The sequence below is a fragment of the Planosporangium thailandense genome, assembly GCF_011947195.1.
GTDB classification, from domain to species: domain Bacteria; phylum Actinomycetota; class Actinomycetes; order Mycobacteriales; family Micromonosporaceae; genus Planosporangium; species Planosporangium thailandense.
This window is the reverse complement of sequence record NZ_JAATVY010000008.1, coordinates 161,196-180,591: the sequence shown is the minus strand read 5'-3', so window position 1 is coordinate 180,591 and position 19,396 is coordinate 161,196. Positions and strand designations below refer to the sequence as shown.

The window sequence follows — 19,396 nt, the reverse complement described above, 5'->3', positions numbered from 1 at the left end:
CGAGGTGCGCGAATTTAGATGAAAGAGACAATCAACACAAGGAGCTGTATCGAATTGATATCCGGCGGGGGCGGGTCAGCCGACCCGCACCACCCGGTGCAGCAGCGACCGCGCGGCCGCCAGTACCAGGCCCCGGTCGTAGGTGAGCGCGTACGCGAACCGCCGGTCCATCTCGGGGCCGGCGTCACCGAGGTCGCGGGCCACGAGCGCGCCGGCGAAGTGCGGGCCGACCACGATGACGTTCCACTCTCCACAGAGCGGATCGTCGGCCCTCAGCGCGGCGCCCCGTACGCCGGGAATCGGCTCCTCGCCCAGCCCCGCGGCCAGCACGGCGACGAGCGCGGCCGTGTCGGCGATGTCGGCGTACCGGCGTACCGTGGCCGGGGTGAGGTGGCGGGGCTGTTGACAGCAGGTCAGCAGCACCGGTGGCTCGGTGCGGTCGGTGGCCTTCGCCTCCAGGTACTGGCTGAGCGGCAGCAGCATCCGCTTGGTCGACAGGCTCGTCGGGCGCTGCGCGGAGACGATGTCGAACGGCGTGGGGGCCTCGGCCCGGACGGCCGGTGGCGCCGTCTCCGGCGCGGGGACGAACGCCAGGGGCTCGCCCGGCGCCTGGGGCGGCTGGCGCAGCCGCTGGGCGCGGCCGAAGAACCATCCCTGGCCCAGCTGCGCGCCCATGCTGCGCGCCGTGTCCAGGTGCGCCGACGTCTCGATGCCCTCGGCGAGGATCGTGGCGCCGCTTCGTTCGGCGTATGCCACGATCGCGTTGATCACGCGGGCGACCTCAGGGCGGTGCGGGTGGTGCACCAGGTGCATGTCCAGCTTCACCACGTCCGGATGTACGAACGGCATCAGGGCGAGGGAGGACGGGTTGGCGCCGACGTCGTCGAAGGCCACCCCCCAGCCGCTCGACCGGGCGGTGGCCGCGGCGGTGAGCAGCGCCGACGGGTCGGCGGCCACCGCGCGCTCGGTCATCTCGGTCACCACGCGAAGGTGCCGGCGGGCGGGCTCGAGCCACCGCGCCAGGTCGGGTGGGCACTCGGTGCGCAGGGCGAGCGGTTCGGTGTTGACGAACAGGGCGACCGACTGGTCGAGGCCCCCGCGCAGCGCCTGCTGGTATGCCAGCACCCGGCACATCCAGTCCAGTTCGGCCAGTCGGCCGGCCGCCTGCGCCGCGGGGAAGAGGGCGGACGGGGCGTACCACGGGGAGCCGACCGGGCCGCGGCTGAGCGCCTCGTAGCCGACGACCTCGTAGCTGTCCAGGCGTACGAGCGGCTGGAAGACCGTGGTGACCGCCCGTTCGTCGAGGACCTGACCGATGTCGCGGAACCTGATTCTGGTGTCGAGGTGCCGCAGGTCCGCCGATCTGGTCAATTCACCCCGCTTTAGCCACAAATAGAATGTACGGTGTCGATAGTACGTGTTTGGTGGGGGATGATGGGTCAGCGCTTGAATGGACCGTCGTGTGAACTTCCCGGTACGGACGGCGTCGCGGACGAGGACTCGCGCCTCGCGGCGATCGTCCGTTCGTCGCACGACGCGATCGCCGGCCTGACCCTCGATGGCGTCGTCACCACCTGGAACGCGGCGGCCGAGCACCTGTTCGGCTACCCGGCGGCCGAGATGATCGGCCAGCACGCCGGCCGGCTGTGGGCGCCGGAGCAGCGGGCCGAGGAGGAAGAGGTCATCGCCCGGCTACGCCGTGGCGAGCGCGTCGAGTCCCGCCGCGTCCAGCGACTGCGCCGCGACGGTACGTGCGTCGAGGTGGTCACCACGTCGTCACCGATCACCGACCCGACCGGCGCGGTGGTGGGCGTCGCCATGATCTGCCGGGAGCTGGGCGAACGGGTGCGCCTTGAAGAGCTGGCCCAGCGACAGCAGCTGGAGAACCGCCTGCAGCAGGCGCAGCGGCTGGAGAGCCTCGGGCACCTCGCCGGCGGGGTCGCGCACGACTTCAACAACCTGCTCGCGGTGATCGTCAACTATGCGGCGTTCGTCTCCGAAGAGCTCGAGACCGCCGCCACTGCCGACCCGGACCGCTGGCACTCGGTCGCCCGCGACATGCAGCAGATCCAGCGCGCCACGGAGCGCGGCATCTCGCTCACCCATCAGCTTCTCGCGTTCGCCCGGCGGGAGGTGGTGCGCCCGCGCGTCCTGTCGCTCAACGCCGTCATCGCCGACGTCAAGGAGCTGCTGAACCGGTCGATCGGCGAACACGTCCAGCTCGCCACCGAGCTGACGCGGGGGCTGTGGCCGGTGAAGGCCGACCCGGGACAGCTCGAGCAGGTCCTGGTCAACCTGGCGGTCAACGCCCGCGACGCGATGCCCGGGGGCGGCGCGCTGACGATCCGCACCGACAACATGGTGGTGGGCAAGGAGTCCGGGGTGCCTGCCGGCCGGTACGTGCGGATGCAGGTCGAGGACACCGGCGCCGGCATGCCGCGCGAGGTCATCGCGCGCGCCTTCGAGCCGTTCTTCACGACCAAGGCGAAGGGCGAGGGGACCGGGCTCGGTCTCGCGACGGTGTACGGGATCGTCCGGCAGTCGGGCGGCGACGTGCTCATCGCCTCCGAGCCGGGCGTCGGCACGACGTTCACCGTGCTGCTGCCGGCCACCGACGAGGGGCCGGTCGACGTCGATGCGCCGGTCGTCGGGGACGCGCCGTCGGGCGGCGGCGAGACCGTCCTGGTCGTCGAGGACGAGCCGGCGATCCGCGAGGTGGCGGAGCGCATCCTGCGCCGTCACGGGTACGACGTGCTGATGGCCGGCTCACCCCTGGACGCGCTGGAGCTGGCCGGGCGCCACGAGGGCGAGATCCATCTGCTGATCACCGACGTGGTGATGCCCAGGATGCTCGGCAAGGACGTCGCCGAGCGGCTGCGCGCGCTGCGGCCCGGCGTGCGGGTCCTGTACATCACGGGGTACGCACCGCCGATCCTCGCCAGCAACGGCACGCTGGAGCCCGGTGCGGCGCTGCTGGAGAAGCCGTTCTCGGAGTCGGGGCTGCTCGAGGCGGTGCGCCGGGTGCTCGACGCGGCGTAGGCCGCGCGGCCGTCGCGGTCGCCGGTACGGGTGGGCCGGTCAGTGGGCGTGGGCCGCTCAGTGGGCGGCGTGGGCCGGCCGGTAGTCGGCGCGCGCCGGCCGGTACTCGGGCTCCGGTCGGTGATCGGCGTGGGCCGGCCGGTAGTCGGATCGAGTGGACATCACGCTGTCGACCGCTTCGATCAGGCTCGTCGGGGTGAACGGTTTCGCCACCACCGTGCGCCGCGCGCCCGGCCTGTCGTCCGCCGCGTCGTAGAGCCCGGACATGTACAGCACGGCCAGCTCCGGTCGCAGCTCGACGGCCTGGTCGGCCAGTTCGGCGCCGCTGCCGCCGGGCATCCTGACGTCGGTGAGGAGAAGGTCGATCCGGCCGACGTAGTGGCGGCACACGTCGAGCGCCTCGGCCGGCCCGGTGGCCGTGAGTACGGTGTGCCCGAACCGGCTCAGTACCCGTCGGACCGCCTCGAGCAGGTCGGCTTCGTCGTCGACGGCGAGGATCGTCTGCCCGGCGATCCGGGTGCTCCCTGCATTCGCCATGCCAGTCACTCTACGTATGACCCCGATTACTCATGTCGCCTGTCAGGTCATTTTTCTGCCGTTGGTCACGCGGTCGCTTCGGATGGCCCGGCGCGCCGGTTCGCACAGTAGAACAGTAATTCGCGGGTATTTGACACGGCTCGCCGGTATTAATTGCATTTACCGTTTCTGGTGGTCTCGTCCCGCTCCGGCAGGCCGGCGCAGTACGTGAACCGCATCCCGGACCGGCTGTGCTTGGCCGTGCGCATCGCCTCGTCGGCGACGTCGATGAGGGTCTCCGGCGCGATCTCGCCGCCCGGCTCGGCGGCGTCCACGACGGCGCCGCCGATGCTCACCAGTACCTCGATGCTGTGCCTGCCCGCCGTGACCGGCCGGGACAGCGTCTCCATCACCCGCTCCGTGACGCGCCGGATGTTGTCCAGCGTGCCGGCTTCTTCCAGGACGACCACGAACTGGTCCCCGCCCAGGCGCCACACGGTGTCGCTCTGGCGGACCGCGTCGGCGAGGCGACGCGACGTCTCGACCAGGACCGTGTCGCCGGCCTCCCGGCCGTACGTCTCGTTGAGGGGTCTGAACATATCCAGGTCCACGAAGAGCACGGCGAGCGCTGATCCGGTCCGGTGTCGCCGGGCCAGCGCGTGGAACAGGCGCTTGGTCAGCAGTCGGCGGGTGGGCAGGCCCGTCAAGGGGTCGTGCATCGTGCGCTGCTCGTCGCGCAGGCCGGTGATGTCCCGGTTGACCAGTACGGTACCCGTGTCCGCGCCAGCCGGTCCGCCCCTGGCGGTCAGCGCGCACAGCACGGTCAGCGGCGCGCCGTCCGACCGGCGCTCGTGCAGTTCGCCGTGCCACTGGCCGGTCGCGGCGACGGTGTCGAGGACCTCCTCCATCGGCACGGCCGAACCGTTCATGTCGAAGAAGCGCGTCGCCAGCAGGGTGAAGACGTCACAGCCCAGCACTTCACCGCGCGGGTACCCGTAGACCCGCTCAGCTCCGGCGTTCCAGCTCACGATCCGCCCCTCGGCATCGCAGCCGATCAGCGCGTCGGAGATGCGCTCCATCAGTTCGCACTGCTGGCGCAGGTCCTCCACCACCTCGGCCGAGTCCGCCAGGCTCCGGGCGTACTGGGCGGTCGCGCCCGCCACATCGGCGAGCGCGTGGACGAACTCCAGTTCGTCGTCGGTGAACGGCTCGCCACCCGGGCGGGACACCGCCACCGCGCCGGACACCCGTCCCCGCGCCCGCACGGGTACCAGTGCCGCGCCGTCGAACCGGGCGCTCGTGAGGTCACCCGGCCGGGTGATCCGGTCGCCCAGCCCGGCTTCCAGGCGTACCCGCAGCGCCTCCGGGTGGCTGCTCGCCAGCAGGTCCATCGCGCCGCCACCGGAGAACGTCCACACTGTCGTGTGCGCGTCCAGCGCCCGCCCGAGCGCGTCGACGACCAGCGCGGCCAGCCGAGGCTCGTCCGCGACAGTGTCCAGCGTCGCCGTCGCCACGGCGACGAGGGCGTGCAGTCGCTCGTTGCGGTCCGTCGGTTGGCGGGTTGATGGGGTCACGCGGTGACCATCGGAAGCTTTGCGGCTAATTGGAGGCTTCCTGTCCTGGTTTCGGTTGGGCCCGGCCTGGGTACCGGGGCCGGCATCGACAGGATCGTCGCGGTGCCCGTCTCACCGCGCGGTGACCGTCGAGCAGACCAGGGATTGCTACGCCCGACCGGCGGACCGGCGGGCCGTTGATTGGGAGCGCCGATGTTGATGGAAGCTGACGCCACCGCCCTTGCCCAACCGACGGCTTTGTCGGCCCCACCGAGCCCGGTCGAGGTCGTAAAGCCCGAGCCGGTCGCGCAGACGAGCGTCGAGGTGCAGACCGCGAATGTCCGCGCGGCTCTCGAAGAGCGCCTCGCCGAACTGCGCCTCGAGTACAGCTCGCTCATCGCCGACATGACCACAGAGGAGCGGGGTCTGCTGGTACCTGACGCCGGTGACGACGTCGTGGACATCGGCACCAAGGCGTTCAACCGGGAGCAGGAGATCTCGCTCGCCAACGCGGTGCGGGAACGGATCGACCAGGTGGAGCGGGCGCTGGAGCGGCTGGCGCAGGGCGGCTACGGGTGGTGTGAGGGCTGCGCCGAGCCCATTCCACCGGCCCGGCTGGCGGTCTACCCGTCCGCGACGCTCTGCGTCACCTGCAAGCAGGTCGCCGAGCGTCGCTGAGGCGGCGCGGCGGAGGGTACGTCCGGGGGGTCGGTGTCACCGGCCCCCCGGAAGCATTCGGCCCGCCGGAAGCGATTCGGCCCGCCGGAAGCAGTTCGGCCCGCCGCGGTCCGCTGACGCGCTGCGGGCGGAGTCACCCGGTCACCCGCGCCGACGCGTGCGCCGCGCAGAAACATGAAGCGGGCAAGAATGATTTCCCTCGGACACACCCCCATAATTTAGATTGATCCTTGTATATATCTCGGCGAGGGGCCAGCATCGCCGTACGCGGCAACCGTTCAACCCCGAACGCCCCGCGTGAACTCATCCCCGGAGGTTCGCGTGAGACTCACAAGGTCGTCCTTGCGACGCGCCGCCGTGACCGGCGCGGCGACCGCGCTCGTGGCCGGCACCCTGCTCGCACCGTCCCTCGCCCAGGCCGCCACGGCCCACCCCATGACCGCGGCCGACGCCGACGCCGCCCAGGGCCTCGCGGCCCGGCTGGGCGACCGGTCGGCCGGCACCTACCTCGACTCCGCCGGCCGAATGGTCGTCACCGTCACGGACGCCGCCGCCGAGCGGACCGTCCGCGCCGCCGGCGCCACCCCCAGACGCGTGACCCACAACGCCGCACAGCTTGCGAACGCCGTCACCGAACTCGACCGGACGGCGAAGATCCCCGGTACCGCCTGGGCTACCGACCCGGTCGGCAACCAGGTCGTCGTCACCGTCGACAGCACCGTCACCGGCGCTCGGCTCGACCAGCTCAACGCCGCGGTCGCCCGCCTCGGCGACGCCGTCCGCGTCGTGACCACTCCCGGCCCGATAAGCACCCGGATCTCCGGCGGTGACGCCATCTACGGCGGCCAGTACCGCTGCTCGCTCGGCTTCAACGTCCGAAGTGGCAGCACCTACTACTTCCTGACCGCCGGGCACTGCGGCAACATCGCCTCGACCTGGTACGCCGACGGCAGCCACAGCACCTTGCTCGGCAACACCGCGGGCAGCCGCTTCCCCGGCAACGACTACGCCATCGTGCGGTACACCAACAGCTCCATCACCAAGTCCGGCACCGTCGGCTCGGTGGACATCACGGCGGCCGGCAACGCGTACGTCGGCGAGACGGTGACCCGCCGCGGCAGCACGACCGGGATCCGCAGCGGCCGGGTGACCGCGCTGAACGCCACCGTCAACTATGCCGAGGGCACCGTCTACGGACTGATCCAGACGACGGTCTGCGCCGAGGGCGGCGACAGCGGTGGATCGCTCTACGCCGGCAGCACGGCGCTCGGGCTCACCTCCGGCGGCAGCGGCAACTGCACCTCCGGCGGCACCACGTTCTTCCAGCCCGTGACCGCGGCGCTCAGCGCGTACGGAGTCAGCGTCTACTAGGTCCGAACCGAACGGAGGGTGCCTCGTCGAGGGGCATCCTCCGTCCTTTTGCGACGCTGCTTCTGTGCCGCTCCATTTTTGCGATGCTCACGCGCCGGGATTGCGGCACAGGCGGATCCACCGGTAGCCGTTGCCGGCGAGGTCCAGCGCGTCCAGCCGGCCCACCGGACCGTAGTCGCGGTCGCCGAAGACCTGGTTGGGGTCGTCGGCCTCGGCGTACAGGTCGCCGAGGTCGACCCGGGCGTCCTCGGTGCCGAGGTTGTGCAGGAACAGCATGGTGCCGGTGCTCCCGTCGGCCCGGTGCGCCAGCACCCCCGGCGGCAGCTTGCGGTCGATGTGGGTGCACGATCCGGCGCTGACCTCGGGACTTTCCCGGAGTGTGCGGATCATGCGCTCGAACCAGGCGAGCAGCGAGTCCGGGTCGTGGCGTTGAGCGGTGACGTTGACCTTCTCGTACCCGAATTCACCGTCTGCGATCACGGGGCGGATCGGCTTCTCGGCGCCGGAGAACCCGCCGCCGGCCGACGGTGACCACTGCATCGGCGTACGGATCGAGTCGCGGCCCGGCAGCGACAGGTCGTCACCCATGCCGATCTCCTCGCCGTAGCGCAGCACCGGGGTGCCGCGCAGGGTGAACTGCAGCGAGTAGGCGAGCTCCAGCCGGCGCCGGTCGTTGCCGAGCATCGGGGCCAGGCGGCGGCGGATACCCCGGTCGTACAGTCGCATGTTCTCGTCCGGGCCGAACGCGGCGAAAACGTCCGCGCGTTGTTCGGCGGTCAGCCGGGACAGGTCGATCTCGTCGTGGTTGCGCAGGAACGTCGCCCACTGCCCGCCGAACGGCAGCTTGGGGGTTTCCCGCAGCGCCTCGATGATGGGCTCGGGATCCCGGCGGGCCAGCGCCAGCATGAGGCGGCCGTTGAGCATGAAGTCGAACAGCATGTGCAGCCGGTTGTTGGAGCCGCCGGCGTCGGCGAAGTAGTTGACGAGCTGGTCGGGCTCCACGTTGGCTTCGGCGAGCAGTACGGCGTCGCCGCGGCGCCACTGGGCGTGCTGGCGAAGCTCGGTGACGAACTCGAAGTCCATCGGGCAGGGTTCCTTGCCCGGCTCGGTCAGCTCGATGATGAACGGCACGGCGTCCATGCGGAAACCGGCGACGCCGAGCTGCAGCCAGAACCCCATGATCTTTTTGATCTCGTCGCGCACCTGCGGGTTGCGGTAGTTGAGGTCGGGCGGGAAGTCGTAGAAGCGGTGGTAGTACCAGGCCTTCGCGGTCTCGTCGTACGACCACGTCTCGCGCTGCTCGCCCGGGAAGACCAGGCCCTGGAACCGGTCCGGCGGCTCGGTCGGCGACCACACGTACCAGTCGCGGTACGGCGAGTCCGGCGACGACCGGGCCGACTGGAACCACGGGTGCTCGTCGGAGGTGTGGTTGACGACCAGGTCGATCATGACCCGGATGCCCCGGTTGGACGCCTGGTGCAGCAGCTCGGCGAAGTCGCCGAGGCTGCCGATCCGGGGATTGACGGTGTAGAAGTCGGTGATGTCGTACCCGTCGTCGCGGCCGGGGGAGGGGTGGATCGGGTTGAGCCACAGGCATGTGACGCCGAGGCGCGCCAGGTAGTCCAGCCGGCCGATCAGGCCACGGAGGTCACCCACGCCGTCGCCGTCGGAGTCGGCGAACGTCTCGACATCGAGACAGTAGATGACCGCCTCCTTGTACCAGTGCTCGCTCATGCTGTCGGTCTCCATCGTTGAGGGGGCGGTCTATGTGTGCCCGCCCCCTCGACGTCGGTAAACCTAGGCAGCTGTGACGGCGTCGAACTCGACCTCCAGCCGGGCCGGTCCGCGCAGGTTGAAGTTCTCCTTGTACGCCACCGTCGGCGTCGCCAGCCGGGGCGCCACGACCCGCTGCGCGAACGCGTCCAGCGCGACCGCCGACTCCAGCCGGGCGAGCCCCGCGCCCAGGCAGAAGTGGATGCCGGCGGCGAAGGCGAGGTGGCCCGTCCCGCCGCGGGTGATGTCGAAGCGGTCCGGGTCGTCGAACACCTCCGGGTCCCGGTTGGCCGCCGCGATGAGCAGCACGGCGATCCCGCCGTCGGGTACCTCGGTGTCGCCGACCGGCAGCGGGCCGCGCGCGATGCGGGTGGTCAGCTGTACCGGCGGGTCGAAGCGCAGCGTCTCCTCGACGCAGGGCTCGACGAGCGCCGGGCGGGCCCGCAGGGCGGCGAGCTGGTCGGGTTGGCGCAGCAGCGCCAGTACCGCGTTGGCGATCAGGTTGGCCGTCGTCTCGTGCCCGGCGACCAGCAGCAGCACGCACGTGGCCAGCAGTTCCTCCTCGGTGAGCTGGTCGCCTTCGGACTCGGCGTGCACCAGCAGCGACAGCAGGTCGTCGGCCGGGTGCGCCCGGCGCTGCGCGATCAGGCGGCCGAAGTATCGCTCGAACTCCTCGCGCGCCTGCGCGGCCGCGTCCAGGCGCTGCTGGTCGGGGTCGGCGAACTGCGGGTCGAGCGAGCGGGCGAGCCGCGCCGACCAGACGCGGAACTGCTCGTGGTCGTCGGCGGGTACGCCGAGCAGCTCGCTGATGATCTGCACCGGCAGCGGGTACGCCAGGTCGGCGACGATGTCCGCGCGCCCCTGCTCGGCGATCCGGGCGAACAGCGCGTCCACCACCTCGGTGATCCGCGGCCGCAGCCCCGCGACGACCCGTGGGGTGAACGCCGAGGACACCAGCCGGCGCAGCCGCGTGTGATCGGGCGGGTCCAGCGACAGGAACGACAGCGCGCCTCTGGGCAGGCCGGCCGGGACGAGCTCCGAACGGGCCCGCTCGGAGCTGGCGTTGGGGTGGCGGAGGAGGGCCGCGCAGTCGCGGTGCCGGGCGGCCACCACGAGCATCCCGTCCATCAGCGACAGCGGGGAGGCCGCGCGGAGCTGGCGCAGCAGCGGGTACGGGTCGGCGCGCAGGGCGGGGTCGGCGAGGAGGCGGAGGTCAACCGTCGGCGTGGACATACCTCCAGGCTCCCGCGCCCGATGCCCCCGCCGGAACCCTTGCCGGTTTCGAGATAGTAGGACCAGCCAAAAATAGAGGAGAGCTGATGTCCTTCTTCGACACTCCGGGCATCCTGCCGGCTCAGATCGCCGGCGCCCGGTCCAGGGTGGTCTCGGCCGGCGTCGACCCGGCGCAGTACGACGCCGTGACGTCCCGCCTGGCCTCGCTGCGGGAGTGGCCCGAAGCGTTCGCGGCGACCGCGGCCGGGCACCTGGCGCGCGGCGAGCGCGCCGAGGCCGCCGGCCGGCTCGTCACGGCCGGCGAGGCGTACCGCGACGCGGCGCTGTGGTTCCACTTCGCCACGATCCTGCCCACCGCCGTGGCACGGGCGCACGAACGGGCCGCCGGCGCGATGTGCCGGGCCCTCGGCCTGCTCGACCCGGCGGCCGAGCACATCGGTGGAGCCCGCTTCCGCGCCGTCCTGCGGCGCCCGGCCGGCGTCGAACGCCCGCCGGTCGTCCTCGTGATCGCCGGAATGGACTCCAGCAAGGTCGAGTTCCACTCCATCGCCGAGGCCCTGCTCCGGCGTGGTATGGCGACCTACGCGCTGGACGGCCCCGGCCAGGGTGAGCTCGCCGTGGCCTGCGCGCCGGAACCGGACTTCCACGAGGTCGCCGCCGCCGCGATCGACGCGCTCGACGGGCGCGCCGACCTCGACCTGAGCCGACTCGGCGCGATCGCGCTCAGTCTCGGCGGCTTCTACGGCGCCGTCACGCTGGCCCACCTCCCGCGCGTCCGGGCGGGTGTCATCGTCAGCTGCCCGTACGCGCTGTCCTTCGACGACCTGCCGCCGTTCGTGACCGAGACCCTCGCCCTGCGTACCGGCAGTCGCGACGCCGCCCGCGCGTTCGCCGACCGGGTCCGGCTGGACGGGGTGGCCGCGCGGATCCGGCAGCCCCTGCGCGTCGTCGACGGCGGCCGCGACGTCATCCCGGGGGTCGCGGGCGGCGCGCGGATCGCCCGCGAGGCCCCACGCGGCGAGTACCTGCTCGTCGAGGAGGGCGAACACCTGGTCGGGAATGCGCGCTGGGCCTGGCTGCCCGACACCGCCGACTGGATCGTGGCGGCTGTCAGCTGAGCGCTTCGACCGCCCGGGCGAGCCGGCGGACGCCCTCGTCGAGGATCTCGGGCGGTGCGGCGGCGAACGTCAGGCGCAGGTGCGGCGCCGGGGGCTCGGCGGCGAACCACGGGCGGCCCGGGAACACGACCACCCGCTCGCCCGCCGCCGCCACGGTCAGTTCGACGTCGTCGAGGCCATCGGGCAGGCGGACCCACAGGTGCAGCCCGCCGCGCGGCGCGGCGGCCGGCACGAGGGCCGGCAGGTGCCGGTGCAGAGCGGCGAGCAGCGCGTCCCGCCGCTGGCGCAGGGCCGCGCGGAGCGCCCGCCGGTGCCGGGACCAGGCGGGTGCGGTCACGAAGTCCAGCGCCGCCTGCTGCAGGGGGCCGGCTACGAAAAAATCGTCGAGTACGCGGGCCGCGCGCAGTCGCGCGCCGGCCGCCCCGCGCGCGCCGATCGCCGCGACCCGCAGCCCCGGCGCGGCCGACTTGGTCAGCGACCGCAGGTACACGACGTGGCCGTACGGGTCGTCGGCGGCCAGCGGGGCCGGCGGGTCGCCGTCGATCGCGAGGTCACGGGCGTAGTCGTCTTCCAGCAGGAACGCTCCTGCGGCGTGGACGGCGTCGGCCACCGCCGCGCGACGGTCGGCGGCGAGCACGGCGCCGTGCGGGTTGGCGTACAGCGGCTGGCAGTAGAACAGGCGGGCGCCGGTGTTGCGGAGCGCGGTCGCGAGCAGGTCCGGCCGTACGCCGTCGGCGTCGGCGGGCACGCCGACGACGGTGAGCCCGGCCGCGCGGGCGGCCGCCAGAGCACCGAGGTAGGTCGGGGACTCGACCAGCACCGTGTCGCCCGGCGCGGCGAGCGCGCGGAACGCGGTGGCAAGGGCGGCCTGGCCGCCGGGGCAGATCACCATGTCCTCGGCCCGCAGCCCGCCACCGGCCTCGCGGGCGAACCACGCGCGCAGGTCCGCGCGGCCCTCGACGGGGCCGCGCTGCCACGCGGTGGGGTGCCGGGCGGCGCGGGCGAGGGCCGCGCCGAGCGCCGCCGCCGGCTGCAGGTCCTCGTCGAGATAGCCGCCGGACAGCGGGATCGCGCCGGGCCGGGGCACCGCCAGCAGCGCCTGCATCGCCTCCTCCCCGGCCGGCCTGGGGCGCAGGGCCACCGCCTGCCACGACAGGTCGGCGTCCGGCCGGTCTGCCGAGCGGCGGGCGACGAACGTGCCCAGGCCCGGGCGCGCCTCGAGCAGCCCTTGGGCGGCCAGGGTGCGGATCGCCCGGGCCACGGTGACCGGCGACGCGTGGTGCCGGGCGGTCAGCTCGCGTACCGAGGGCAGCCGCGCGCCCGGCTCCGCCGCGGCCGCGAGCACCCGGAGTTCTCGGATAACGCGAGCGGATGCGTTATCGTGATCCATGAGAGAGCACAGTAACGCTACCGAGCCGGGTCGGGTAACGGGTATCGCGTTCGGCGCCATCGGGGTCCTCGCCTTCAGCCTGTCGCTGCCAGCCACCCGGGCCGCCGTCGCCGGGCTCGACCCGTGGTTCGTCGCCTTCGGCCGGGCGGCCGGCGCCGGCCTGCTGGCCTGGGGCTACCTGCGCCTGACCCGGGCCCCGCGCCCGACCGCGGCGCAGTGGCGGCGGATCGCCGGCGTCGCCGCCGGAGTGGTGGTCGGGTTCCCGCTGTTCACGTCGCTGGCCCTGCTCACCCGGACCGCCGCACACGGGGCCGTCGTCATCAGCGTGCTACCCGCGGTCACCGCCGTGTTCGCCGTGGTCCGCGGCGGCGAGCGTCCACCCCGTACGTTCTGGGCCACCAGCATCGCCGGCCTGCTGGCGGTGCTCGCGTTCCTCGCGCTCAGCGGCGGCGTGTCCGGCGCCGTCTCACTGGCCGACGTGTTCCTGCTCGCCGCCGTCGCGCTCTGCGGCCTCGGGTACGCCGAGGGCGGCGCGCTGGCCCGCGACCTGGGCGGCGCCCGTACCATCTGCTGGGCGCTGGTCGCGTCGCTGCCCGCGACCGTGCCGGTGACCGTCGTCTCCGTCCTCGCGCACCGCCCGCACGCCGACGCCACCGGATGGCTCGGTTTCGGGTACGTGACCGTCGTGTCGATGTTCCTCGGATTCTTCGCGTGGTACGCCGGGCTGGCCCGTGGCGGGGTCGCCCGCGTCGGCCAACTGCAGCTCGCCCAGCCGGTGTTGACTCTCGGCTGGTCCGCCCTGCTGCTGCGGGAACGGATCTCAGCCGGGTCCGTCGGGATCGCACTGCTCGTTCTGGTCTGTGTCGTGCTGACCCAACGGGCCCGTACGGTCAGCTCACGTGCAGATGCGACGCGATGGCGTCGCCGATTCCCTGCTGTACCCGCGGATCGAGCATCGCGTTGAGGACGGCCGTGTTCACCTGGTCCTGGGTGGGTGCGCCGATCGCGTGAACGGCGCTGTCGAGCGCGTCGACCTTCCCGTTCAGCGTGTCGAACGAGTCGTTGAAGGAGTTGAACGTCTGCTTGACGCCGTTACGGGCGCCGCCGGCGGCGTTGGCCGCATCCCACACCGCGGGGTCTCCACCCGCCGCGACCCACTGGTCCCTGGTGGGGTCCCAGTTTTCGAACAGGAGCTTGAGGCGGTAGTTCTGCACTGCGTCCATGTCTACTCCCGTGATGAGTGCGCGCATCTGGGCGACGGTGCCGCGGAACGCGTCGGCGTCGCAGTACGGCTGCGTTCCGATCGTGAGCCGGCTGCCGTACTGCAGGATCGTGGGTGTGCGGCCGCTGTAGGACGCCCAGCCGGACGAGCCGTCACCCGGATACGCCTGCCGGTACGGCACTGCCGGATTGGCGCCGTAGGACGACGCCCACAGTGGATCGTTACCGGGAATGCCGTCGCCGTAGGCCCAGCGCGGGGCGTAGAGGACCACCCACTTGCCGGTCCGGGCGCGCAGGAGGGAGCAGGCGGTGACGCCGTACTGTGGCGCGACGTCGTCGTATCCCCAGTGCTCCGTGTCGACCTGGATGAAGAATTCGGGGGTGGTACGCCACCACGGGGTCTGTGAGTCCAGGTACGCGAGGGCGTAGTCGACCTGCGCCGGCACGGCGCCGTGGCCGTTGTTGCCGGGCGTGCGCACGACCATGTACGCGCCCATCAGCGGCATTCCGGCGGCGCGCGCCCGGTTGAGCGCCTCGCCGTAGTGGACGTGCCGGATCGTGGTGCCCTCGGTGGCCTTGTGGGTGAAGAACGTGATCCCGTCCCGGACCGCGGCGTCGACGTCCATCGGGCCGCGGTCCCAGTCGTAGTCGGATGCGTCAATCCCAGCCGAAGATCGACATGGTGGCATCACCGCCCTCGAGTGCGGGGTGTCGTTGGCAGATAGGCCGTCTGTCGCCGGTGTGGCCCTGTGGTGTGCGGCCCTGTGTGGTGTGTGGCCCTGTGGTGTGTGGCCCTGTGGTGTGCGGCCCTGTGTGGTGTGCGGCCCTGTGTGGTGTGCGGCCGTGTGCCGCGTGTGCGGCCGTGCGTGACCTATGTGGCCGCGTGCCGTCTGAGGCCGTATCGCCGATACCGTCACCCACGGTGACGAAGCGGAGGTTGAAAATATATTCCGTCTACTCTGTGTAGTCAAGACGTTGCTCTTAGTGCTTGCACAGGGAGTCCGACCCTGGCTTACCACCGTATGCATCCCTCAGAATTCGGCGGTCCCGGTCGATGGGGGAAGCGACGGCTGACCGCCATCCGCGTGAGAGGACCTCCGAGCGAACGCCATGACCCCTGCTGACCCGACCGTCACCCCGCCTGACCCGCTGTCGCGGCAGGTGCGGGCGATCCGTGTCAGCAACGTCTACTCGGCAGTCGGCCCTGTCATCGCGCTCGGGTACGTCCTGGGAACCCTAGGGCAGCCGCACCGGCCGACGATGCTCGCCGTGCTCGCCGCCATGCTGGCCGTCGCTGCGCTCGGCTGGTGGCAGGCGAAGACGATCGCCCGGTCCCGGTTGAGAGTGCCGATCCAGCTGTCCGGCGTCGTAGCCAACCTTGCCAGCTCCGCCCTGCTCGGGCTGCTCGACGGCGGAATCGCCAGCCCGCTCGGCGACCTGATCCCGTTCTCGCTGGTGTTCTTCGCGATCCTGGTACCGCCTCGGCTCTACGCCGGGGTGGCGGCACTGAGCCTGGCGGCCTACTGGAGCGTCGTACAGTTCGGCGATCCGGCGCCCGCCGGATACGCCGTCGCCCACGTGCTCGGCTTCCTCGGCACCGGGTACCTGTGCCTTTGGCACGCCGGCCTCGTCGCGCGGCTACGGCGCCGCCTCGTCGAGCTGTCCCGGATCGACCCGCTGACCGGCTGCCTCAACCGTCGCGGCTTCGACCAGCGGCTGGAACGGAAGCTCGCCGCGGGCACCCCCATGACCCTGGTGCTGGTGGACCTGGACCGGTTCAAAGACGTCAACGACACGTACGGCCACCGGACCGGCGACCGGCTGCTGTCCTGGGCCGGTCGTACCCTGACCGACGCGCTGCGCGCGCCGGGCGCGGTCGGCCGGCTGGGCGGCGACGAGTTCGCCGTCATCGTCGGCGACACCGGACCGGACGCCGCGGCCGCCGTCGTCGAGCGGCTGCGTGACGCGATGCAGGTAGCCGCCACGGCCAGCTTCGGCCACGCCAGCTTCCCCGCCGACGCGTACACGATGGAGGAGGTCAAGCGGATCGCCGACGAGCGGCTCTACGCGGACAAGGCCCGGCCCGACCGACGCGCCCCGTCGGCCGACCAGGTGGCGGCCGCCCGCGTACCGGTGGAGCGCCGCGTCCCGGCGCCCGTCGCACCCGGGGAACGGCGCCGGCACTCCATCGCCGACACCGGCCGGATGGCGGTCATGATGGGCGTCATCGGCCTGCAGTACGTGGCGTTCTTCGCCACTCACCACCCGCACCGGCTCGGCATGGCGCTGCTCAGCGTGTTCGGCGGCATGGTCGGGCTGGGGATCATCGCGATGACCGGCTGGCTCAGCCGGTCCCCGGCCGCCCGCATGGTGATCAACCTGGCCGCGGTGGTCCTCTTCGCCATCATGGCCAGCGTCGCCATTCTGGACGGCGGGGTGAGCGCGCCGACCGGTGTCGGGCTGCTCATGGCGATGCCGCTGCTCGCCCTCGGTACGCGGGCCCGCGCGGTCCTGCCGGCGCTGACCGCCGCGTCGCTGCTGTACCTCGGCATCGCGGTCTTCGCGGGGACCTCCAGCGGCTGGTACGCGGCTACCCACCTCGCCGGTGCGGTCGCCGCCTCCCTCGCCTGCGCGCTGCAGGGATGGTCGGCAGCCCGCCAACGCGCGTTGGTCGACCAGCTCTCCCGGATCGACCCGCTGACCGGCTGCCTCAACCGGCGGGGCTTCGAGGAGCGGTTCACCGCCGAGCTCACGGCCGCCCGCAGCTCCGGTCGCCACGTCACCCTGCTCATCCTCGACCTCGACGGGTTCAAACAGACCAATGACTCCGGGGGCCATGCGGCCGGCGACGAACTGCTCCGCTGGGTCGGGCGGACTCTACGCGACGGCGTCCGCCCCGACGACGACGTCGTCGGCCGACTCGGCGGCGACGAGTTCGTCGTCCTGGTCGTCGGAGGCGATGCCGATACCGTCACCGCGCGGCTGCGCGCCGCGCTGAACGTACGGGCGTCCGTCAGCATCGGTGCCGCCACCCTGTGGCGCGACGGCCACGACTTCGACACCTTGTACGCCCGCGCGGACGCCAGACTGTACGCCGAGAAGGCGCAGCGCCCCTACGCTTCGGCCCCGGTCGAGAACTGATCCGGTTGTCCGACCGCTCGTCTAGCCGCTCTAGCCGCCCATGACAACGTCTGCGGCGATGATCAGTACGCCGAGCAGCAGCAGCGCCGTCGCCGAGACGGTCAGGTGCCCCGATCGTCCCCGGTCACCCGCGCCCAGCACCTTCGCCGCCGCCACGAACCCTGCGGTCAACGGCACGAACGCGACCGCGATCACGACGCCCAACGTGCCGTGTGTGAGGAAGTACCGTTCCTTGCCCGTCACGATCAACCCGACCGAGACCAACAGGAAGAAGTAGACGAGGATGACGCCGCGCGCCACCCAGCGCCGCAACATCCGCGTACGGTCGGACGGGCCTCCAGCGATCGGCATGTCCACAGCTCCTCCCCAGGGGGCACCGAGTCACAACCTGACAAGTACGTGAACCGGCCGCCGGTGGTTCACGGTCCCGGTGGGTGACCAATACTGGGAGGCGCGGAAGGGAGCCATGATGGAGATCGCCGGCAAGGTCGTCCTGGTCACCGGAGCCTCCTCCGGCATCGGCGCGGCCACGGCCCGGCTGGCCGCCGAGGCGGGCGCCCGGCTGGTGCTCGCCGCCCGCCGCACCGACCGGATCGAGGCGCTCGCGAAGGAACTGCCCGACGCCGTCGCCGTGACGACCGACGTGACCGACCCCGACCAGGTACGCCGCGCCGTACGGGCCGGCCTCGACGCGTACGGCCGGATCGATGTCCTGGTCAACAACGCCGGCCAGGGCCTGCACCTGCCGTTGGAGCAGGTGGCGGCCGACGACTTCCGCGCGATCATCGAGCTCAATGTGGTCGCCCCGCTCGTCGTCATGCAGGCGGTGATCCCGGTGATGCGGGCGGAGGGCGGCGGCAGCATCGTCAACGTGAGTTCGGGGACCACCCGCGGGGTACTGCCCGGCGTCGGCGCCTACGCGGCGACGAAAGCCGGGCTCAACATGCTCTCCGCGGTCGCCCGTCAGGAGCTCGCCGACGACGGCATCGTCGTGTCGACCGTCTATCCGTTCATCACGGCGACGGAGTTCCACGACGTCCTGCGCGCCGGCCGGTTGGCGAACGGCTCGGGCCGGCCGCCCGCCCAGAGCGCGGAGGAGGTCGCGGCGGCGATCCTGGGGCTGCTCCGCTCCGGGGACGAGGAAGCGGTCCTGGTGCTGCCGGGGTTCGGGCGCTGAGTTCGTCAGTGTCGTCGGCTTCGTCGGCTTCGTTGTTTTCGCCGGTTCCGTCGGCGGTGGCGGCGCTGGTGGCGTTGGCGGCGCTTCCCGGCGAGCGGTCGGGACACTGTAGTCGTTTCATCACCGAAATTCGATATCGAGTTTCTCCTGGTCAGCTTGGTAACATGCCGCCAATCCTGGCCGGTGTCCCCGCTGCGACGCGGGGCTGACGACGAAACACCGGACGTCGGCTCGATCGACCGACGTCCCATCGACATGAAGCCGCGCGTGTGAGCTCGAACCTACGGAGGCCTTCCGTGACTGACAACCGGATGACGGAGCGGGTCAAAGTGATGCTCAACGGGATGCCGACCCCGGACATCGCCGGTGCCGAGCCTCCACTGGCCGCGCCGGAGCCCGGCCTGCCGAGCCAGGCTCTGCAGGTGCTGACGATGGCTCAGCGTACGGCCGACGAGCATGTCCGGAACGCGCACCGGCAAGCGGACAAGATCCGCTCGGATGCGATGGCGGCCGCGGAGCAGATCGCCCGCGACGCCGCAGCGCACGCCGAGAACATGCGGCGCGAGGCGGACAAGGTGCTCGCCGAGGCGCGGGCGGCGGCCGAACGCGCGGCGCGGGAGGCCCAGGCGCGCGTGGAGGAGGCGCGGCGGAACGCCGACGTCATCGTGGCGAAGGCGCGGACGCAAGAGGAGACGATCGTGGCCCACGCCGAGCGGAACGCCGAGGAGCTGAAGCAGCAGGCCCAGCGGCGCTACGACGACGTGGTGGGCAGCCTGGCCACCCGGCGTGAGGCGCTGCAGGAGCAGATCGAAGCTCTGGAACGGTTCGACCGTGAGTACCGGGCGCGGCTGACAACCTTCATGCAGGGTCAGTTGCGTGCGCTGTGGGTCGACCAGCCGCAGGTGACCGGCGAACTCGACGAGCCTGACGCCGAGGCCTCGGACGAGCCGGCGCCGCCGGAGCAGCAGGCCTCGGAGGGGCCGACGGTGTCCGTACCGCCGCAGCGGAAGACTCCGGGACACGCGGCCCAACCGATGGCGGCGGCCAGCGAAAGCTGAGTGGGACAGGCGCTCGGCCGGGACGGCGCCTGATACGCGGCGGACGCCGGTGCCCTGCGGCGGTCGCCGGTACCGTGCGGCGGTCGCCGGTGGACGGGTGGTGAACGCGCCCCACAAACGTTGCCGGC

16 protein-coding genes are annotated in these 19,396 nt (G+C 71.9%); 8 read left to right on the top strand and 8 right to left on the bottom strand.

Annotation, left to right across the window (positions count from 1 at the left end; all coding sequences use genetic code 11):
- Positions 1–75: 75 nt before the first annotated feature.
- Positions 76–1,371 (bottom strand): sensor domain-containing phosphodiesterase, encoded by a 1,296-nt coding sequence (locus tag HC031_RS14345; RefSeq protein WP_240942488.1) that lies wholly within the window; start codon positions 1,369–1,371, stop codon positions 76–78.
- A gap of 63 nt (positions 1,372–1,434) precedes the next feature.
- Between HC031_RS14345 and HC031_RS14340 the strand changes: the two genes are divergently transcribed.
- Positions 1,435–3,039, top strand: a complete 1,605-nt coding sequence (locus tag HC031_RS14340; RefSeq protein WP_167925781.1) for a PAS domain-containing sensor histidine kinase — start codon at positions 1,435–1,437, stop codon at positions 3,037–3,039.
- A 57-nt stretch (positions 3,040–3,096) separates the two neighbouring features.
- Here HC031_RS14340 and HC031_RS14335 read toward each other — a convergent pair whose 3' ends face one another.
- Both HC031_RS14335 and HC031_RS14330 read right to left on the bottom strand, forming a co-directional pair.
- Positions 3,097–3,576: a response regulator gene (locus tag HC031_RS14335; protein ID WP_167925780.1), complete on the bottom strand. Its 480-nt coding sequence runs from the start codon at positions 3,574–3,576 to the stop codon at positions 3,097–3,099.
- A 149-nt stretch (positions 3,577–3,725) separates the two neighbouring features.
- Complete coding sequence (locus HC031_RS14330) at positions 3,726–5,129, bottom strand: diguanylate cyclase domain-containing protein (protein ID WP_167925779.1); 1,404 nt, start codon at positions 5,127–5,129, stop codon at positions 3,726–3,728.
- A 192-nt stretch (positions 5,130–5,321) separates the two neighbouring features.
- Between HC031_RS14330 and HC031_RS14325 the strand changes: the two genes are divergently transcribed.
- Both HC031_RS14325 and HC031_RS14320 read left to right on the top strand, forming a co-directional pair.
- On the top strand, positions 5,322–5,786 hold the full coding sequence (locus tag HC031_RS14325) for a TraR/DksA family transcriptional regulator (protein WP_240942487.1): 465 nt from the start codon (positions 5,322–5,324) through the stop codon (positions 5,784–5,786).
- A 321-nt stretch (positions 5,787–6,107) separates the two neighbouring features.
- Positions 6,108–7,157: an alpha-lytic protease prodomain-containing protein gene (locus HC031_RS14320; protein ID WP_167925778.1), complete on the top strand. Its 1,050-nt coding sequence runs from the start codon at positions 6,108–6,110 to the stop codon at positions 7,155–7,157.
- A gap of 87 nt (positions 7,158–7,244) precedes the next feature.
- On the opposite strand, the gene HC031_RS14315 is transcribed toward HC031_RS14320, so the two are convergent.
- Positions 7,245–8,891 (bottom strand): alpha-amylase family protein, encoded by a 1,647-nt coding sequence (locus HC031_RS14315; RefSeq protein ID WP_167925777.1) that lies wholly within the window; start codon positions 8,889–8,891, stop codon positions 7,245–7,247.
- Between the two features lie 63 nt (positions 8,892–8,954).
- Positions 8,955–10,163, bottom strand: coding sequence for a cytochrome P450 (locus tag HC031_RS14310; RefSeq protein ID WP_167925776.1), 1,209 nt, complete (start codon positions 10,161–10,163; stop codon positions 8,955–8,957).
- Between the two features lie 86 nt (positions 10,164–10,249).
- Between HC031_RS14310 and HC031_RS14305 the strand changes: the two genes are divergently transcribed.
- Positions 10,250–11,281, top strand: a complete 1,032-nt coding sequence (locus HC031_RS14305; RefSeq protein WP_205862725.1) for an alpha/beta hydrolase family protein — start codon at positions 10,250–10,252, stop codon at positions 11,279–11,281.
- On the opposite strand, the gene HC031_RS14300 is transcribed toward HC031_RS14305, so the two are convergent.
- The gene (locus HC031_RS14300; protein ID WP_167925775.1) at positions 11,274–12,671 is read right to left on the bottom strand and encodes an aminotransferase-like domain-containing protein; all 1,398 of its coding nucleotides are present in this window, start codon (positions 12,669–12,671) and stop codon (positions 11,274–11,276) included. The genes HC031_RS14305 and HC031_RS14300 overlap by 8 nt on opposite strands.
- On the opposite strand from HC031_RS14300, the gene HC031_RS14295 reads away from it, so the two are divergent.
- A complete protein-coding gene (locus HC031_RS14295; RefSeq protein WP_167925774.1) occupies positions 12,670–13,635 on the top strand; it encodes a DMT family transporter in 966 nt (321 codons plus the stop codon). The genes HC031_RS14300 and HC031_RS14295 overlap by 2 nt on opposite strands.
- Here HC031_RS14295 and HC031_RS14290 read toward each other — a convergent pair.
- The gene (locus tag HC031_RS14290) at positions 13,562–14,581 is read right to left on the bottom strand and encodes a GH25 family lysozyme (protein WP_277349701.1); all 1,020 of its coding nucleotides are present in this window, start codon (positions 14,579–14,581) and stop codon (positions 13,562–13,564) included. The two genes, HC031_RS14295 and HC031_RS14290, sit on opposite strands and share 74 nt — an antisense overlap.
- A gap of 421 nt (positions 14,582–15,002) precedes the next feature.
- Here HC031_RS14290 and HC031_RS14285 point away from each other — a divergent pair, with 421 nt between their 5' ends.
- Positions 15,003–17,033: a GGDEF domain-containing protein gene (locus HC031_RS14285; RefSeq protein ID WP_167925772.1), complete on the top strand. Its 2,031-nt coding sequence runs from the start codon at positions 15,003–15,005 to the stop codon at positions 17,031–17,033.
- A 30-nt stretch (positions 17,034–17,063) separates the two neighbouring features.
- On the opposite strand, the gene HC031_RS14280 is transcribed toward HC031_RS14285, so the two are convergent.
- The gene (locus HC031_RS14280; RefSeq protein WP_167925771.1) at positions 17,064–17,384 is read right to left on the bottom strand and encodes a hypothetical protein; all 321 of its coding nucleotides are present in this window, start codon (positions 17,382–17,384) and stop codon (positions 17,064–17,066) included.
- A gap of 79 nt (positions 17,385–17,463) precedes the next feature.
- Here HC031_RS14280 and HC031_RS14275 point away from each other — a divergent pair, with 79 nt between their 5' ends.
- Together HC031_RS14275 and HC031_RS14270 are read left to right on the top strand one after the other, a co-directional pair.
- Positions 17,464–18,210 (top strand): SDR family NAD(P)-dependent oxidoreductase, encoded by a 747-nt coding sequence (locus tag HC031_RS14275; RefSeq protein ID WP_205862724.1) that lies wholly within the window; start codon positions 17,464–17,466, stop codon positions 18,208–18,210.
- 296 nt (positions 18,211–18,506) lie between these two features.
- Positions 18,507–19,268: a hypothetical protein gene (locus HC031_RS14270; RefSeq protein WP_338090654.1), complete on the top strand. Its 762-nt coding sequence runs from the start codon at positions 18,507–18,509 to the stop codon at positions 19,266–19,268.
- The last annotated feature ends 128 nt before the right edge of the window (positions 19,269–19,396 follow it).

What these genes read in the sequence shown, in the direction of transcription:
- HC031_RS14335 (WP_167925780.1), bottom strand. Translation starts at nt 3,576, where the DNA reads ATGGCGAATGCAGGGAGCACCCGGATCGCCGGGCAGACGATCCTCGCC.
- HC031_RS14285 (WP_167925772.1), top strand. Translation starts at nt 15,003, where the DNA reads ATGACCCCTGCTGACCCGACCGTCACCCCGCCTGACCCGCTGTCGCGG.
- HC031_RS14290 (WP_277349701.1), bottom strand. Translation starts at nt 14,581, where the DNA reads ATGCCACCATGTCGATCTTCGGCTGGGATTGACGCATCCGACTACGAC.
- HC031_RS14310 (WP_167925776.1), bottom strand. Translation starts at nt 10,163, where the DNA reads ATGTCCACGCCGACGGTTGACCTCCGCCTCCTCGCCGACCCCGCCCTG.
- HC031_RS14315 (WP_167925777.1), bottom strand. Translation starts at nt 8,891, where the DNA reads ATGAGCGAGCACTGGTACAAGGAGGCGGTCATCTACTGTCTCGATGTC.
- HC031_RS14295 (WP_167925774.1), top strand. Translation starts at nt 12,670, where the DNA reads ATGAGAGAGCACAGTAACGCTACCGAGCCGGGTCGGGTAACGGGTATC.
- HC031_RS14340 (WP_167925781.1), top strand. Translation starts at nt 1,435, where the DNA reads ATGGGTCAGCGCTTGAATGGACCGTCGTGTGAACTTCCCGGTACGGAC.
- HC031_RS14300 (WP_167925775.1), bottom strand. Translation starts at nt 12,671, where the DNA reads ATGGATCACGATAACGCATCCGCTCGCGTTATCCGAGAACTCCGGGTG.
- HC031_RS14305 (WP_205862725.1), top strand. Translation starts at nt 10,250, where the DNA reads ATGTCCTTCTTCGACACTCCGGGCATCCTGCCGGCTCAGATCGCCGGC.
- HC031_RS14325 (WP_240942487.1), top strand. Translation starts at nt 5,322, where the DNA reads ATGTTGATGGAAGCTGACGCCACCGCCCTTGCCCAACCGACGGCTTTG.
- HC031_RS14280 (WP_167925771.1), bottom strand. Translation starts at nt 17,384, where the DNA reads ATGCCGATCGCTGGAGGCCCGTCCGACCGTACGCGGATGTTGCGGCGC.